Origin of the sequence: Microvirga aerophila, assembly GCF_003332305.1 — a bacterium.
In the GTDB taxonomy this organism is placed as follows: domain Bacteria; phylum Pseudomonadota; class Alphaproteobacteria; order Rhizobiales; family Beijerinckiaceae; genus Microvirga; species Microvirga aerophila.
The window spans coordinates 1-15,750 of record NZ_QOIO01000026.1 but is presented as its reverse complement, the minus strand read 5'-3'; the positions used below and the strand labels follow the sequence as shown (position 1 = coordinate 15,750).

General features: G+C 61.8%; 18 protein-coding genes and 1 tRNA gene. 12 read left to right on the top strand and 7 right to left on the bottom strand.

The annotated features are described in order from the left end of the window. Positions 1-404 precede the first annotated feature (404 nt). The 3 genes from minC to minE (DRB19_RS15435) are packed head-to-tail and all read left to right on the top strand — an operon-like array spanning position 405 to position 2,215. Positions 405-1,118 (top strand): septum site-determining protein MinC, encoded by a 714-nt coding sequence (gene minC / locus DRB19_RS15445; RefSeq protein WP_114186925.1) that lies wholly within the window; start codon positions 405-407, stop codon positions 1,116-1,118. 21 nt (positions 1,119-1,139) lie between these two features. Beyond that, positions 1,140-1,955 carry a septum site-determining protein MinD gene (gene minD / locus DRB19_RS15440; protein WP_114186924.1) on the top strand — a complete coding sequence of 272 codons (816 nt, stop codon included), beginning with the start codon at positions 1,140-1,142 and terminating at the stop codon, positions 1,953-1,955. Next, the gene (gene minE, locus DRB19_RS15435) at positions 1,952-2,215 is read left to right on the top strand and encodes a cell division topological specificity factor MinE (RefSeq protein WP_114186923.1); all 264 of its coding nucleotides are present in this window, start codon (positions 1,952-1,954) and stop codon (positions 2,213-2,215) included. The genes minD (DRB19_RS15440) and minE (DRB19_RS15435) overlap by 4 nt, the downstream gene beginning before the upstream one ends. A gap of 72 nt (positions 2,216-2,287) precedes the next feature. Here minE (DRB19_RS15435) and DRB19_RS15430 read toward each other — a convergent pair whose 3' ends face one another. From DRB19_RS15430 to DRB19_RS15415, 4 genes are all read right to left on the bottom strand, one after another. Then, on the bottom strand, positions 2,288-3,433 hold the full coding sequence (locus DRB19_RS15430; RefSeq protein WP_114186922.1) for a thermonuclease family protein: 1,146 nt from the start codon (positions 3,431-3,433) through the stop codon (positions 2,288-2,290). Next, positions 3,426-4,217, bottom strand: a complete 792-nt coding sequence (locus DRB19_RS15425) for a hypothetical protein (RefSeq protein WP_114186921.1) — start codon at positions 4,215-4,217, stop codon at positions 3,426-3,428. Before DRB19_RS15425 ends, DRB19_RS15430 begins: the two co-directional genes overlap by 8 nt. Before the next feature lie 83 nt (positions 4,218-4,300). Further along, a complete protein-coding gene (locus DRB19_RS15420) occupies positions 4,301-4,690 on the bottom strand; it encodes a septal ring lytic transglycosylase RlpA family protein (RefSeq protein WP_114186920.1) in 390 nt (129 codons plus the stop codon). Between the two features lie 192 nt (positions 4,691-4,882). Next, the gene (locus tag DRB19_RS15415) at positions 4,883-6,082 is read right to left on the bottom strand and encodes an MFS transporter (protein WP_245439536.1); all 1,200 of its coding nucleotides are present in this window, start codon (positions 6,080-6,082) and stop codon (positions 4,883-4,885) included. Between the two features lie 353 nt (positions 6,083-6,435). Here DRB19_RS15415 and DRB19_RS15410 point away from each other — a divergent pair, with 353 nt between their 5' ends. Together DRB19_RS15410 and DRB19_RS15405 are read left to right on the top strand one after the other, a co-directional pair. After that, entirely contained in the window at positions 6,436-8,043 is a 1,608-nt protein-coding gene (locus DRB19_RS15410) for an SUMF1/EgtB/PvdO family nonheme iron enzyme (protein ID WP_114186918.1), read from the top strand. 14 nt (positions 8,044-8,057) lie between these two features. Next, a complete protein-coding gene (locus DRB19_RS15405; RefSeq protein WP_373867367.1) occupies positions 8,058-8,537 on the top strand; it encodes a DUF4399 domain-containing protein in 480 nt (159 codons plus the stop codon). A 92-nt stretch (positions 8,538-8,629) separates the two neighbouring features. Here the strand turns inward: DRB19_RS15405 and DRB19_RS15400 are convergent, their stop codons facing one another. Further along, on the bottom strand, positions 8,630-8,839 hold the full coding sequence (locus DRB19_RS15400; protein WP_114186917.1) for a cold-shock protein: 210 nt from the start codon (positions 8,837-8,839) through the stop codon (positions 8,630-8,632). A 390-nt stretch (positions 8,840-9,229) separates the two neighbouring features. Here DRB19_RS15400 and DRB19_RS15395 point away from each other — a divergent pair, with 390 nt between their 5' ends. From DRB19_RS15395 to minE (DRB19_RS15375), 5 genes are all read left to right on the top strand, one after another. Beyond that, positions 9,230-9,667 carry a YsnF/AvaK domain-containing protein gene (locus DRB19_RS15395; RefSeq protein ID WP_114186916.1) on the top strand — a complete coding sequence of 146 codons (438 nt, stop codon included), beginning with the start codon at positions 9,230-9,232 and terminating at the stop codon, positions 9,665-9,667. An 82-nt stretch (positions 9,668-9,749) separates the two neighbouring features. Next, positions 9,750-10,109: a PepSY domain-containing protein gene (locus DRB19_RS15390; protein WP_114186915.1), complete on the top strand. Its 360-nt coding sequence runs from the start codon at positions 9,750-9,752 to the stop codon at positions 10,107-10,109. Between the two features lie 78 nt (positions 10,110-10,187). After that, positions 10,188-11,321, top strand: a complete 1,134-nt coding sequence (locus tag DRB19_RS15385) for a YsnF/AvaK domain-containing protein (RefSeq protein ID WP_245439535.1) — start codon at positions 10,188-10,190, stop codon at positions 11,319-11,321. A 365-nt stretch (positions 11,322-11,686) separates the two neighbouring features. Further along, entirely contained in the window at positions 11,687-12,493 is an 807-nt protein-coding gene (minD, locus tag DRB19_RS15380; protein ID WP_114186914.1) for a septum site-determining protein MinD, read from the top strand. After that, a complete protein-coding gene (gene minE / locus DRB19_RS15375) occupies positions 12,490-12,762 on the top strand; it encodes a cell division topological specificity factor MinE (RefSeq protein WP_114186913.1) in 273 nt (90 codons plus the stop codon). The genes minD (DRB19_RS15380) and minE (DRB19_RS15375) overlap by 4 nt, the downstream gene beginning before the upstream one ends. 282 nt (positions 12,763-13,044) lie before the next feature. On the opposite strand, the gene DRB19_RS15370 is transcribed toward minE (DRB19_RS15375), so the two are convergent. After that, positions 13,045-13,341: a hypothetical protein gene (locus tag DRB19_RS15370; protein WP_114186912.1), complete on the bottom strand. Its 297-nt coding sequence runs from the start codon at positions 13,339-13,341 to the stop codon at positions 13,045-13,047. Between the two features lie 369 nt (positions 13,342-13,710). Between DRB19_RS15370 and DRB19_RS15365 the strand changes: the two genes are divergently transcribed. Then, positions 13,711-13,787 (top strand) — tRNA-Arg (locus DRB19_RS15365). A 109-nt stretch (positions 13,788-13,896) separates the two neighbouring features. Beyond that, positions 13,897-14,898 carry a tyrosine-type recombinase/integrase gene (locus tag DRB19_RS15360; RefSeq protein ID WP_114186911.1) on the top strand — a complete coding sequence of 334 codons (1,002 nt, stop codon included), beginning with the start codon at positions 13,897-13,899 and terminating at the stop codon, positions 14,896-14,898. Between the two features lie 67 nt (positions 14,899-14,965). Here DRB19_RS15360 and DRB19_RS30595 read toward each other — a convergent pair whose 3' ends face one another. After that, positions 14,966-15,496 (bottom strand): hypothetical protein, encoded by a 531-nt coding sequence (locus DRB19_RS30595; protein WP_170148925.1) that lies wholly within the window; start codon positions 15,494-15,496, stop codon positions 14,966-14,968. Positions 15,497-15,750 lie beyond the last annotated feature (254 nt).

Here is a 15,750-nt window from a genome sequence, read left to right as displayed (position 1 = left end):
CGGTCCCGTAGTTGTGTAAGTCCCTCTGATGTCCTGCCATGTTATGATATGTGCGGCAGAGCGTATGTTGAGATAAGTTAAAGTCATCGTAGGCGGATCTTGTACTTGGTCAATCAAGCTTTCCGTGCCTAAAAGTAATCAAAAAGAGATTTGCCTAAGCCAAAAGGGCTACATTTTATCTTTATATTCCTGAGACAGGTCCAACGGCTTATGCCCAGGCCGATTTCGTTCCCTTCGGTTGCATGAATATTTCGAGCGTGGCAGGCGCGTTTCCTCGGCAGGCTGAGGAACGGCCGCTCCGCCATGCTCCACAAGGTTAAAAATTCCGGTTCGGTGAGGCCGTTCTTAACCGTCCATTAACCATAAAAGGATGAAGTCGTCGGGCAGCAGGAAATTGATAACCCGTGACCATCGCCGTTCGCACCCGCCCCTCTCTCCGTTTCCGTGGCAAGTCGTTCCTGGCGCTCGTCCTTGCGCCGACGGTGCCGCTCCGGGACTGGCTCGAAGACGTTGACGCCGTTTCCAAGAGCTCGCCGGGCTTCTTCGACGGCCGAGCGATCATCGTCGACGTGTCCGCCCTCAAGCCGTCGAAGTCCGAGCTGAAATTTCTTCTCGCGGCGCTCAAGATGCGCGAAATCCGCATCATCGGCCTCGAGGGCGCGGCCGCAGCGGTCGTCGATGCCGACATGCCGGCCCCGGTCAATGGCGGACGTCCCGCAGGCGATATCGAGATGCCCGATTTCGATGCCGTTCCCATTCCGGCGGCGCCGCAATCCCAGCCCGCGCCGGTCACCGCCCTGATGATCGAAGGATCGGTCCGTTCCGGACAATCGGTCATCCATACGGAGGGCGACGTCACCATCCTCGGGTCCGTGGCATCCGGAGCGGAAGTCGTGGCAGGCGGATCGATCCACATCTACGGAGCCTTGCGGGGCCGCGCCATCGCCGGATGCACGGGCAACGGCAAGGCGCGCATCTTCTGCAGCAAGTTCGAGGCCGAACTGATCGCCATCGACGGCCTCTACAAGACCGCCGACGACCTCGGCTCCAAATTCCGCGGCCAGCCGATCCAGGTGAACTTGGATGGTGAGTCGATGATCCTGAAATCTATGGACTGATAGACAGAAAGAGAGACCACAATGGCCAAAATCTTGGTCGTCACATCGGGCAAAGGCGGCGTCGGCAAGACCACATCGACGGCGGCGCTCGGCGCAGCGCTCGCTCATGGGGGCGAGAAGGTGGTCGTCATCGACTTCGACGTCGGCTTGCGCAACCTGGATCTGGTGATGGGCGCAGAGCGCCGGGTGGTCTTCGACCTCATCAACGTGGTCCAAGGCGACGCGAAGCTCAGCCAAGCGCTGATCCGCGACAAGCGGATGGAGAACCTTTCGCTGCTTCCGGCCTCGCAGACCCGCGACAAGGACGCGTTGACGGAAGAGGGTGTGGCCCGCGTGCTGGCCGATCTTCGCGAGAAGTTCGACTGGATCATCTGCGACAGCCCGGCCGGCATCGAGCGCGGCGCAACGCTGGCCATGCGCCACGCGGACGTGGCCGTGGTGGTGACCAACCCGGAGGTGTCTTCGGTGCGCGACTCCGACCGCATCATCGGCCTGCTCGACTCCAAAACCGAAAAGGCGGAAAAAGGCGAGCGGGTGGAAAAGCACCTGCTGCTCACCCGCTACGACCCGGTGCGCGCCGAGCGCGGCGAGATGCTCAAGAAAGAGGACGTGCTCGAGATCCTGTCGATCCCGCTCCTCGGCATCATCCCGGAAAGCGAGGAGGTCCTGCGGGCCTCGAACGTGGGTGCGCCTGTGACCTTCAACAATCCGGATAGCGCGCCCGGACGGGCCTATTTCGATGCTGTCCGCCGTCTCAAGGGCGAGAACGTCGAGATGATAATCCCCTCCGACAGGAAAGGCCTGCTTGGAAAGCTGTTCGGACGGAGGGCCGCATGAGCTTGATGGGCTTCTTCAACCGCCGCACGTCGGCGCCGGTCGCCCGCGAGCGGCTGCAGATCCTGCTCGCCCACGAACGCGGCATTGTCGGCGGTAAGCCTGATCTTGTCGCGCTGCTGCGCGAGGAGATCCTGGCGGTCGTCGGTCGGCACGTGACGATCGAACAGGACCGGGTGCAGGTCAAAATGAACCGCGGCGCAGATCTTTCGACGCTCGAAATCGAAGTCGAGATTCCAGGTCCGACCCTGGCCCGCGCCTAATGTGGCGCTTCGACCAAAGGATACCGGGTTGATCCTGTCCTGCAGCGGATCGACCCGGCATTCGTCTTGTTCTTACGGCTGCGACTTGCTCCAGACGCCGAGCTGCGCATCGCGGGCCTTGTCGGCGGCGTCTTTCAAATCAGGCGAGGCGTCCGCCGTCGCTTTTCCGCCGCCATTGAACAGAACCACCTTCGACAGGTCCGCGCCTCCGGCCACCTGGCAACGATAGGCGTCGGACTGGCCCGCCGGCTCGCAGACCACCTCCCGCCCGCTCAGATATTGGGTCAGGTCGTCGGGCTTGCCGGCGCCCGGAGCCCATTCGACGCCAAACAGACGGACGACCTCGCCCTGGAGCGAGAGCGTCGCCGTGTCGATCACGTCTGGCACCCCGCGAAGGGGCGTTCTCGTGGGCGCCCTCGGCCGCTCGGGCTCGGGCGCTTGGGCCGACACGGTTCCGGTCGTCGCGGGCCCATCATTGCTGGCATCCGGGGCACTGTCCCGTGCGGACAGGACAAACCCGCCGATAATCAGAAAGCCTAAGGCCGCAACGGCCCCGAGGACGAGCCCGCGACCTCCGTGCAAAGAGGGCGTCCAGCTTCGGTCCATCAGGCTCCGGGCCTGATCAAAGCGGTGCGGAAGTTCTTTCCGGGCCGCCTGGAGCTTTGCCGAGCCGAGAGCCGCAGCCGGGCGGACCCACCGCTTGAACGCCTTAGGATTCAGGACGTGCAGCCGCGTCTTGCCGCGCCGCAGCCGGCGGATGCGCTGTTCTTGGGGCGCACTCTCTGAAGCTTCCTCGCCTGACGCCATGGGGCCCGAGTCGATCTTCAGCCAGTCGCGCCGCGGCGGCTCCTTAACGGCGGCAACGGGGGGCTGTGCTTTTTCGCCATGATCGTGCACCGCCTTGAACAGCATGGGGCGGGTCCGGCGCTGCTCCTCGAGCAGGTCGCCGATGGTGAAATCGAGAGCCTGTCCCCGTTCGGTCTTAGTTCGCGGCTGCCCGCTCGCGTCGATCACCGTGATGACCGGGCGGCCATTCTTATTGGCATAGCGCACGAACGACTCGACGATCAGTTCGAGGGGCCGGCGCGCCTCATCCGTGGGGTTGAACCGTTCCACCTCGGCCCGGATCATGTCGCGGACCTGATTTCGAAGCTGCGTCCAGTCCGTGTCCGCAGCCTTCGCGCGTGATTCGGCGCTCAAGAGGTTGGAATCAATCATCCGAGACCCCCTCTAGGGCAAGATTCCGTCTGCGACGGTTCTGATCGAGCACCATGCTGTTTTCCGCCACGATGACAGGCTGGTTCTCGGCGAAGCTCACGATGACCTGGAGCGCCGCGACGCCCTCGGTTCGCCTGCGCCGCCTCGGATTCTCGGCCGAGAAATCGAACACCGTGTGCACGGTGCAAAACTGGCCTTGCGGGTCGCAGGTGACCTTCAGGGAATCCGGCTGTGCGCGGTACTGGCGTTCGGGCCAGCGCCGTACGAACCGGCGCTTCTCGCTCATCAGCCGTCCCAGGCTCATGCTGCGTCCATGAAAAAGCACACGGTCCGCATAGAGATCGGCCGTTGCCTCCAGGGCTTCATCATTGGGCGCCGACCATGATGTGAGGTAGCCGGTCACGAATTTCCGGGCCTCTTCGTCACGGGATGCCAGCCGAGTGTCGTCCTGTCGTCTTGGCTGCGCCGTTTCACGGGGCTTTTCAGGCGGTTTGGCGGCCTCGACAGCCTCGGCAGGCGGCGCGGCGCGTGGAGCCTGCGCCGCTTCGGACGCGGGAGGCGTCTGCGGCCGAGCCGTTTGCGGCGGCGGGGTTGGCGGCTCAGGCAACCTCGGAGCCTCGGGAGCGGCCTGACCCTGGACGTCCGGCGGCTTGGGAGCCGCCGTCGCCGCGTCGCCCGGTGGGTCGACCCATGTCCTGCGGGATTGGGCCAAACCCGAGCTTGTGCTTGCAAGCAGCGTCAGCAGCAGAACAGCGCTTGATGCAGTGTGCCAGCGAGGCCGCATAAAACCCTCCAAATGCTCGCCTTAGGGAACAAGGGGAGCCGGAGGAAAAGCGGAATGGCGCACTCCAGGTTCCATGGCGCGGCTTAGATCTGCACCATCTCCACGGTCCCGACGCCCAGGATGCCGATGGCCTGCGCCGAGGCGCGGGACAGGTCGATCACCCGGCCATGCGCATAGGGGCCCCGGTCGTTGATGCGCACGACGACCGAACGTCCTGTGTTCTTGTTCACCACGCGCACGCGGGTGCCGAATGGAAGGGTGCGATGCGCCGCCGTCATATCGTTGGTGTTGAAGCGCTCGCCGCTCGCCGTGCGCTTTCCATGAAATCCCGGGCCGTACCAGGAGGCTTTACCGCTCTGAACGTGAGCGCCGGCTTTGGACTTGGGCTGTGCTTCTGCGGAGGACGGAGATGAGGCTGCGATCGTTGCGATGAATAGGCTCGCGAGCGCAAGCGTTATCTGACGTTGTTTCAAGTTGCATTCCCTTGTGCTTTCGTAGGGGAGCGCAATTTGTAGGCTAATGGGGCGAGAATAAGACCTTGCTGAAAATAGATATAGGCTCGAGCTTGACCGAATGACGTTCGTGGCCCCTGTAGAAGGTGCGATATTATCTCGGAATTAGCCTATACCTTGGGATTATTGGATGCGTTATAGCCTTCCTCGGCTTCATGCCTCCTGCTGCGGTGAAATGGGTGGAAGCGCTGCCAGTCTGAAGGCCAAGGCCAGGGCTGCCATCAGCAGGGCTGTCACCAATGCCACCACCCCCTGCCAACCCCAGTTCGACCAGAACACGCCGCCGAGCGTTCCGATGGCGCTCGAGCCTGCGTAGTAGCAGAAGAGATACAGCGCCGAGGCCTGCGCCTTGGCGGTGCGGGCCCGGCGTCCCACCCAGGAGCTTGCAATGGAATGGGCGCCGAAAAATCCGAAGGTGACCGTGACCATTCCGATCAGGATGGGGACGATTGCATCAAGGAGCGTCAGGACGGCGCCGGCCAGCATGAGAACGATCATAATCCAAAACACTCGCCCGCGGCCCAAGCGTCCGGCCAGATCACCGACCCAGGCTGAACTCGCTGTTCCGATGAGGTAGATGATGAAGATCGCCCCGATAGCGGTCTGGCTCAGGCCATAAGGGGCCGCCGTGAGGCGGTAGCCGAGATAATTGTAGAGCGTCACGAACCCGCCCATGAGCAGGAACGCTTCGGCGATGAGATAACGCAGGCCCGGGTCCCGCAGGTGCTGTCCGAAGGAGCGGAGCAACTCCGCAGGGTTTGCCGAACGGGCGCGAAACTGCGCCGATTGCGGCAGGCTCCGCCAAGCAAGGAGAGCCGCGATGAAGCCGAGGCTTCCGATGACGCCGATGGCGAAGCGCCACGATCCGAGATCGGTCAGCACGCCGCTGACGAGGCGCCCGGCCATCCCGCCGATGGCGTTGCCGCCGATGAAAAGACCCATGGCGAGCCCAATCGATTTCGGATCGACCTCCTCGCTGACATACGCCATGGCCACCGCCGGAAGTCCGCTGAGCGTCACTCCGACCAGCATGCGGGCAACGAGCAGGGTCGCCCAGTTCGGCGCTGCGGCCAGGAGAATGGTCAGAATCGCCGACGAGAGCAGTGACGCCACCATGATGGGCTTTCGTCCCCAGACCTCGGACAGGGAACCCGTGACCAGCATGGCGACCGCCAGCAGGCCGGTGGTGAGCGAGAGAGACAGACTGCTGACGGCGGCGCTGACATGAAACTCTGCCGAGAACAAAGGTAGGAGAGGCTGGACGCAGTAGAGGATCGCGAATGTCGAGAAGCCGGCGGCGAAAAGCGCAAGGTTCAGCCTGCGAAAAGCGGGCGTGCCATTCTGAAGAAGCATCGGCGCTTCCGGCGTGTCCTGCTGCATCGCGGTTCCCTGAACTCCTGGGCATGGATCGGCATCAACTCCATGCCACGCAAACCCAGCGTGAACCAAGTGCTGATCCGTTCTCGCCCGACATGGAGCGTATCCGGTCTTTGCGCTCGCACTCGCTATCGGGACGAAGATTTTCATCCTGTCATGACGGACTGAATCTTCCCCTATCTAGGGATAGAATCCATCAGGCCGCCGATGATCCGCCCGACCCCATGCGGCCGCTTCGCGAACGCCTGGGCAAAAACGGATGATCGATTGCTCAGGAAGGGTGATCGGGTGTACTTTGCCAGAGCTCTAACGCGCCATCGAGGGTTACCATGCCCGGAGAGAGTGCATCGCATGACGCTGGTCATCTGCGGCGTTTGGTGGCCGTTCTCGCCGCCGACATCGCGGGATACAGCCGTCTCATGGGCCTTGACGAAGAGGGCACCCTTGCGCGCCTGAAACGGCATCGCCGCGAATTGATCGAGCCGACGGTCCAGGAGCATTTCGGGCGCATCATCAAGACGAACGGCGATGGCTTTCTGGCGATGTTCGACTCTCCGCTGGAGGCCGTGCGCTGCGCCATCGTGATTCAACAATCCATGGCGGCGCGCAACATGTCGCTCCCGCCCGACCAGTGGATTCGCTACAGGATCGGCGTCAACCTGGGAGACGTCATCGTCGATCCGGATGACATCTATGGCGACGGCGTGAACATCGCTGCGCGGCTGGAGAGCATCGCCGTGCCCGGCGGGGTTTATATTTCCGGCGGCGTCTACGAGCAGATCAAGAACAAGCTGGTGGTCGGCTATCAGTCTCTCGGGGACGAGAAGCTCAAGAACATTACCGACCCGGTGCGGATCTACCGCGTTCTGCCGGATCCGGCGGCTGTTTCAGGTGCGGCCCTCTCCAACAAGTGGCGCTGGGGCGGCCTCGCGGCGGCGGCCCTTCTGTCGGCGGCAGGCATCGGCTGGTTCGCCTTGAATCCCGACGGTCTGGAAAATCTCCGCGAGATGGCCGCGACCGCCGCTGGAGGAGATCCGGCGACCTCCACGCCGCCAGAGCCTCCAGCCGCCACGGCCTTGTCATCATCCGGAACTTTGCCCGGCCTGCCTCCGCCTCCGCCGCCCTCCACCGGCAACCTGCCGATTCCGATCCCGGTCATCGCCCCGCCTGCACCCTCGGCCGGAACCCAGACGGCGGCGGTTGTTCCGCCCCAGCCGTTGGACCGCCCGCAGGAACCCGGCACGAGCTTCCGTGACTGCCAGGGATGTCCGGAGATGGTTCGCCTTCCTGGCGGGACCTTTCGGATGGGAAGCAGCGAGGATCCCTCAGAGTTGCCGATCCATCAGGTTCACGTCGCACCCTTTGCCATGGGGCGTTATCCGGTAACGATCGGAGAATGGCGGCAATGTGTTGCCGCCAAGGCCTGCAAGTTCGTTCTGGACGGGGAAGACTCCGCACCTGCCCGGAACCTGAGTTGGGCCGACGCCCAGCAATACATCACCTGGATCTCCGGCAGCACGGGACAGGCCTATCGCCTGCCGAGCGAGGCGGAGTGGGAATACGCTGCGCGGGGCGGCACGAGCAGCCGGTATTGGTGGGGCGAGAGAGTTGCGCCGAAAATGGCCAATTGCAAAGGTTGCAACGAACCCTACGACCCGCGTCAGCCGGCGAATGTCGGCAGCTTTCCGGCAAACCCGTTCGGGCTCCACGACCTGACCGGCAGTGTCGCGCAATGGGTGGCCGATTGCTGGCACGCGACCTATCAGGGCGCGCCGGCCGACGGCAAGGCCTGGAGCGAACCGAATTGCCGCGAGAATGTGCTTCGCGGCGGATCATGGCGCAACGATGCAAGCTATGCCCGGTCCGCCAGCCGGGCGCATTACGACAGCGGCGTGCGTTATCCGGCCCATGGTTTCCGGGTTGCGCGGTCGCTGTGAAAGGAAAGAGACCCATGAGCGGTGCAACGGGCCGGAGCATGATCGCCGCCGTACTGGCGGCAGGTTGCTGGATGTCTTGGCCGGCCTCGGCCCAGACGCCGGCGCCCCCGGACGCTCATCTCTACATCATCTATCCTTATGATGGACAGCGCATCAGAGGCTCGTTCCCGGTGCGCTTCGGTCTGCGCAACATGGGAGTCACGCGGGCCGGCGACGCCACGCCGAATACGGGCCACCATCACCTCCTGGTGGACGTGAGCGAGGAACTCGATCCGACGGAGCCAATCCCGACCGATCGGCAGCATCTCCACTTCGGCACGGGCCAAACGGAGACCCGCCTCGATCTTCCGCCCGGACGGCATACGCTGCAGCTCATCCTGGGGGATGCGGAGCACAAGCCTTTCAAGCCGCTTCTCATCTCGAAGAAGATCACCGTCACGGTGCTGCCCCCGCGGCCCCGCCAGCCGGCTCGGACCAGTCGAACGGAGCGATGAGGCGCTGAAGCACATGCTTGAAACAAAAAAGCCGCCCCGAGGCGGAGCGGCTTTTGAAGGCGCGGGCGAACCCACGCGATCATCCCATTCAATCAGGCTGACTTGAGATTGGTGGCCGCTTCCTTGCCGGTGCGGCGGTCGGCTTCGACCTCATAGGAGATCTTCTGGCCTTCTTGGAGGCTGCGCATTCCGGAGCGCTCCAGGGCAGTCGCGTGGACGAACACGTCCTTGCCGCCGGTGTCAGGCTGAATGAAGCCATAACCCTTGGTCTCATTGTACCACTTCACGGTTCCCGTAGCCATCAGGGGTCCCTTCTACTGTCGTTTGCACGTAGGTGGCAGAGAAACCAGCCACCCGTTGGTCGATATTGGTGAGAGAGAGAAGCAACGTGCGCTCGGCAGTGCCAAAGCGGAGTAGCCCAGTCGTCCGGCCAAATGTCGATGAGTAAACCGTATAATCAGCCACTAGGTTTTACAAGCTTGTCCGCGCAGCCGCATGCGCTCTCAAAAGGCTTAGTGATGAAAGCCGGTTTCGCAGGGCTCCGGCGGCAAGTCTTTTGGTCTTGACGGTTCAAGGAATTTCTCCCCGCCGCCCAATCATGGTGGCGATAATAGCTCCTTCGGTCACGTGCGCCGAAGGGGCGGAACTGACGTTGCAAAGCACACGTTCATGTTCTGCAAGCGAGATCTCCCATGACAAAACAAGACGATCCGGACCGGCTGCCCCTGCGGGACGAGCTGAATACTTCGAACACCATCCCTCTGGTTGAGGAGGAGCTGCGGCTGGAAAAGCGCAGCGTGGTGACCGGCAAGGTTCGGGTGCGAACCGTCGTCGACGTGGTCGACGAGATGGCTCAAGCCTCCCTTGAGGAAGAAACGGTCGAAGTCACGCGTGTGCCGGTTGACAGGATGGTCGACGAAGCGCCCGCTGTTCGGACAGAAGACGGGGTCACCATCGTGCCCATCGTCGAGGAGGTTCTCGTGGTCGAGAAGCGGCTTGTCCTCAAGGAGGAGCTGCATATCCGCCGTCACGTCAAAACGGAGCAGGTCGAGGTACCGGTCCAGCTTCGCAAACAGCGGGCAATCGTGGAGCGGCTTGCTGCTGACGAGGACCCGCCCGTGCAGGAATAAGCCCCCACGTTAACCAAAAGAGGAACCCCTTCTGGTGTTGGCACATTGAGACGCTGTGTCCTTTCAGATGCGGAGATCTTTCATGCGCCTTGCGCTCGCAATAGGAGCAACCGTTGCGGTTCTTGCCACAGCGGCTGTTGCCCAGACGTCCACTTCCCAAGGAAACGGTTCGGCCACGCAGCCGATGAACAGCCAGACGGGTTCGTCGAACCCAGCCCTCACCAACAAGCCTGCCGGCAGCCCGCAAAGCACGGGTTCGGTCGAGTCCGGTGCAAACAGCTTCACCGAGGGTCAAGCCCGCTCACGCTTGGAAGCGCAGGGTTTCAGCAACGTCGCCGAGCTGCGCAAGGACGACCAAGGCATCTGGCGCGGCAAAGCCATGCGCAACGGCCAATCGGTCACCGTCGCCATCGACTACAAGGGCACCGTGCAGGCGCAGTAGTTCGCGTTCCAACTAGATTGCCGAACACATGAGCCGCCTACGTCCATGGCTCGCTCTATCACCAAAGGAAAAGACCCCATGACACAGAAAACCATTACGGCGTTCTTCGAGCGTTACGAAGAGGCATCCGACGCTGTGAGCCGGCTTGAAGCTGCTGGCATCCCGCATCGCGACATCAGCCTTGTGGCGAACAACGAGGGGGACCGCTATTCGTCCCACGCCAAGCGCACCTACGACTCGACGAGCAGCTTTGATGACGATGCCAGCGACGGTGCTGCAACTGGCGCTACCGTAGGAACGCTCGCCGGCGGCGGCGCTGGCCTTCTGGCCGGCCTCGGAATGCTGGCTATCCCCGGCCTCGGCCCTGTCGTGGCCGCCGGCTGGCTTGTATCGACGCTTGTTGGCGCTGGCGCTGGCGCCGCGCTCGGCGGTCTTGGGGGCGCGCTGGTCGATGCGGGTGTCGATGAGAACGACGCCCATGCCTATGCCGAAGGCGTTCGCCGCGGCGGCGCCCTCGTGACGGTGCGATCCTCGGAAGCCGATGTGGACCGGATCGTGGACATCCTCGACGATGACGGAACTGTGGACCTCGACGAGCGTCAGGACACGTGGCGGTCGGAAGGCTGGGCTGGTCGCGATGCCGGACCCATCGGGGCTGCCGGCTCCACCACGACCGGTCTCACCACCGGCATGACTCCTGGCTTGGGCTCCGATATTGGCGCGTCCGGCGCCGGTATGGACCGCACAGGTATGAGTGCTGGCAGCGACAGGATGTCTGCCACATCGACGTCGGGCCGTGAGGACGAAGTGATCCCCGTGGTCGAAGAGGAGCTGCACGTCGGCAAGCGCGATGTCAGCCGCGGGAAGGTCCGCATCCACTCGCACATCGTGGAGCGCCCCGTTCACGAGCAGGTAGAGTTGCGCGAGGAGCGGGTCCATGTGGAGCGCCGGCCCGTCAGCGGCTCGATGCAGGCGGGAACCGCCGACAGGGACGCCCTTTTCCAGGAGCGGACCATCGAAATGGAAGAGCGCTCTGAGGAGGCCGTGGTCTCCAAGGAAGCTCGCGTCAAGGAAGAGCTCGTCATCCGCAAGGACGTCGACCAGCGCGCCGAGACGATTTCCGACACGGTCCGCAGCACCGAGGTGGAAGTGGACGACGAGCGTACCCGTCGGGGCACGGGCACGACCGGCAAGCCGACCGATCTGCCTTAAGCCGACGCACTTCTGTGCGTGACACGATTCGGCGCGCTTGCAGGCGCGCCGAATTCTTTTTCGCGGCTGTCAGTCCCGTTTTCCGATGGCTGTCGGCCTCTCCTCAGCCTGTAAAGCTCGCCGATTCGCCGCAAAATGAAGCTTTTCCGACATTTAGCCCCTGAATAACCCTTTCGGGCCGGGCGCTGTTAACCAGCCGGTAACCATGTTGGGCGCGAAATTGGCCTGTTAGCAAGGCTCAAGCAGCCAAGACCATTGCAACCCGCTCCCGCTCATCCGATCCGGCTTCGCCGTTCTTCGTGCAGCTCACTGGGCGCCGTTGTCAGGGCAGCTTTGAACCAAGACACCCTATCGGGAGGATGAGGATGGCGAAAGTTCTTGTTGTGACATCGGGCAAGGGAGGCGTCGGCAAGACAACGTCTACGGCCGCACTTGGAGCCGCTTTGGCTCAGTGCGGGCAAAACGTGGTCGTCGTCGACTTCGATGTCGGCCTGCGCAACCTGGATCTGGTGATGGGCGCAGAGCGCCGGGTGGTCTTCGACCTCATCAACGTGGTCCAAGGCGATGCGAAGCTCAGCCAAGCGCTGATCCGCGACAAGCGCCTCGACAAGCTCTCCCTCCTTCCCGCCTCCCAGACCCGCGACAAGGACAACCTGACCGACGAGGGCATTGCCCGCGTCATCAGCGAATTGCGCGAGAGGTTCGACTGGATCATCTGCGACAGCCCGGCCGGCATCGAGCGCGGCGCAACGCTGGCCATGCGCCACGCGGACGTGGCCGTGGTGGTGACCAACCCGGAGGTGTCTTCGGTGCGCGACTCCGACCGCATCATCGGCCTGCTCGACTCCAAAACCGAAAAGGCGGAAAAAGGCGAGCGGGTGGAAAAGCACCTGCTGCTCACCCGCTACGACCCGGTGCGCGCCGAGCGCGGCGAGATGCTCAAGAAAGAGGACGTGCTCGAGATCCTGTCGATCCCGCTCCTCGGCATCATCCCGGAAAGCGCCGAAGTGGTTCGCGCCTCGAACGTCGGTGCGCCTGTGACCCTCAACAACCCCAACAGCGCCGCCGGACGGGCTTATCTGGATGCTGCGCGCCGGTTGAACGGGGATGCGGTCGTGACGCCCGAGAAGCGTGGTTTGTTCAGCAAGCTGTTCACACGGAGGGCCGCATGAGCTTCTTCAACTTCCTCAACCGCCGCACGTCGGCGCCGGTCGCCCGCGAGCGGCTGCAGATCCTGCTCGCCCACGAACGTGGTATCGTGGGAGGGCAGCCCGACCTCGTCGCCACGCTCCGTGAGGAGATCTTGGCGGTGATCGCCAAGCACATGGCAGTGGAGCGCGACAACGTGCAGGTCAAGATGGACCGCGGCGCATCGGTATCGACCCTGGAGGTCGACATCGAGATCCCGACGCCCGACAGCGTCGTCCGGCCTGCAGCATGACGGACGATCCAATGCCGCCGGCAACCAGCCGGCGGCATTTTTCATGACCTGGAATGGCAGGCTGAATTCAAACAACGGCGCCCTTTGCGTTGGCGTTCCGCTGCACATCGCTGAGATGCAGGGCGTATCTGCTGATTAATGGCCCAGGCCGAACCTGAGTGCTCCAAACCCCGCCCACAGATTGTCAGTCCCGGTTCGACCTTTTGACGGCACTTCGATGAGCCATCTCCGGCGGCGGGAGGACCACGCAGCGAACATCGCGTCCAACAGGTGGTTCAGCCGCTAGCGTTTCAAATCATCCAACGAACCCGAAACGAAAATCACTTTGCCCGCGCCGACCTCGCAGCATCCCGCCTCGGGGGCGCTCGCGTATTTCGTGTCGCTCGTGATGGGCCAGCTCAGCAAAACAATCGAAAGACAAATGGTGAAAGCTGCAATGAGGGCCGACCAGCCGGCAAGGTTTTCCATTCGTTTCGATCGGATCCGCCGCATGCCTTCTGCCCCAAGGTTCGAATGAAGGGAGTTCGCGGCATTCGGCTCAACGGCCGGCCGGAACACAAAACGCAGCACAAGAATCACTGCGCCAAGCTCGACTGTGAATGTGGTCAGGTTGCGGCGACGTAGAGTTTAAGAATGCCATTGTTTCGTCGAGGCTTGTGCAAATCCGACCCACTCATCCAAAAGAGACAGTGGATGAAATAGCATTTCGTCGATTGTCATTTGGTAAATCGTGGTTCTGTTGCTGGGCTTTTGTGGCTGGATGCAAAACAAACCTTTCCTCAACTGCGTCGGCCTAACCAATATCCCTGTCATCACTGAGCAAGCTTACCGCAGCGTAGAATGCGGCACCTTTGCGCCTGAAAAAATGCTCGCGCAGGTGAATCTCCACAGAGGTTGCTCTTCGGCCTCTAATCGGGTAGGGAAAGCATCAAGGCTTGCCGCCTCAATGCACCCGTAGCTCAGCTGGATAGAGCGTTGCCCTCCGAAGGCAAAGGTCACACGTTCGAATCGTGTCGGGTGCGCCATTCTTAAGTCCTTGAGAGGCTTAGGTTTGGCTCCAAAGGGTCCCTTCAGAAACCGCCAGAAACACCCGTCTGTCACAGCAATTGTCACAACGCTGAGGCAGAGACACTTATGGCGACCTTCAGAAAGCGCGGCTCCTCTTGGCAGGTCCAAGTCAGGCGCGAAGGGCATCCCCCGCTATCCAAAAGCTTTCCCACGAAGTCTGAGGCTATGGCATGGGCGAGGGGCATTGAGACGCAGATTGACCGAGCCGAACTCCCGTCGAACATCCATGACTTACGCAAGCTGACCGTAGACGACCTCTTGAGCCGCTATGAACGGGAGGTCACACCCACAAAGCGCGGTGAAAAAATAGAGCGGTCCCGCATCGGCCTTCTCAAGAAGCATGAGATAGCCAAGATGCAGCTTTGTGACCTCTCAGGAGCCAATGCAGCAAAGTATCGGGATGAGCGTCTGAGGGCGGTGAAGCCCGCCACCGTCCGGCGAGAGCTTGTGATCCTCAGGCATGTCTTTGAGGTCGCTCGTTCCGAGTGGAATGTTCCGCTCACGAGTAATCCTGTTCATGCCATCAAACTGCCTAGCGACTCCCGACCAAGGGAGAGGCGGCTTGAGGAGCATGAGACGGAGCAAATCCTCAACGCTCTTGGTAAGCGCACAGCTTGGTATCTTCGTCCCCTCTTGCTCTTGGCGATTGAGACAGGGATGCGCCGTGGAGAACTCCTCTCCGTCCGATGGCGGGATGTAAACCTGAGGACTTGCACGGTTAAGCTCTACAGGACGAAGAACGGTGAGCCTCGTGTCGTTCCGCTAACCCCTAAGGCCGTGGTCCTACTGTCCTCGCTTCAAAAGTCCGATGACCTCGTGTTTCCGGTGAAGGCTAATGCCGTCCGGTTGGCTTGGGAGAGGCTCAGGGCGAGGGCTGGTATTGAGGACCTACGGCTGCACGACCTGAGGCACGAGGCGGTTTCTAGGTTTTTTGAGCTTGGACTAACGACTCCTGAGGTTGCCCTCATTAGCGGTCATCGGGACCCAAGGATGCTCAATCGCTATACGCACCTGAGGCCAGAGAAAATAGCTGAGAAGCTTGCCAAGCTTGCTTCAGAGCGATTTTAGCGATCCACTGCGAACGCATGGCGAGCTAAGACCGCGATCTAGCCCCTTCATCATTCAGCTTATTCGACTAGTTGAACCAGAGAGCAGTGATAGTCCCATTCGGCAATAGGCCAAGCTGGAACTGCATCTGCCCACGTTGGAACTGAACGAAGAATTGATAGAGCGCCGAACCGTCGGCATTCTGGCTTTGGTTCACTAGTTGAATATTGACCGGCGCTCCCATGAACTGCATTCGCTGAGAAATCGCGAACCGCTGCTGGTTATAGAACATCGCCAGCTGGGGTGTTAACCGCGATACGTTAAGGGTCCCAGTAGTAAGGGCCTGAATGACCCACCCTAAAATAGTTACCGGATTGCCTTGCGCTGTGGGCTGAGGCTGTTGCGGTTGTTGTGGCTCTTGAGGTTGTTGAGTTTCTTGCGGCTGCTGTGGCTCTTGTTGCCGTTCAGTTTGATTTCCGTTGGGCCGTCCTCGCTTCCACCCAACAGTTACAGCTTCAATACGCGCCGCCCGTCCTGGGTGCGTGGCAGAACCCTGGGTGCTCATCTGACGGAAGCAAGCTTGCGCCTGCTGTAAACTTCCACCCATTTTGGCGATCACGAACCCAGCAAATTGATCAGCTTCTAGTTCGATTTTTGGTCGACTGCTGTCCGCCGTCAGCGCTCATGAGACAGATCGGGTGAGTTGAAGAAGGGAGAGGTTCTGGTTCATCGTAGCCCATGAGGACGTGACGATGAGACAGAAACCAAGACCGGCCAAGGAGCCGGCCGAGACGGTGGTCAAGGAGATCCGCCGCGCCACCCGCAAGCACTATTCCGCCGAGGAGAAGATCCGCATCGTGCTGGAGGGCCTGC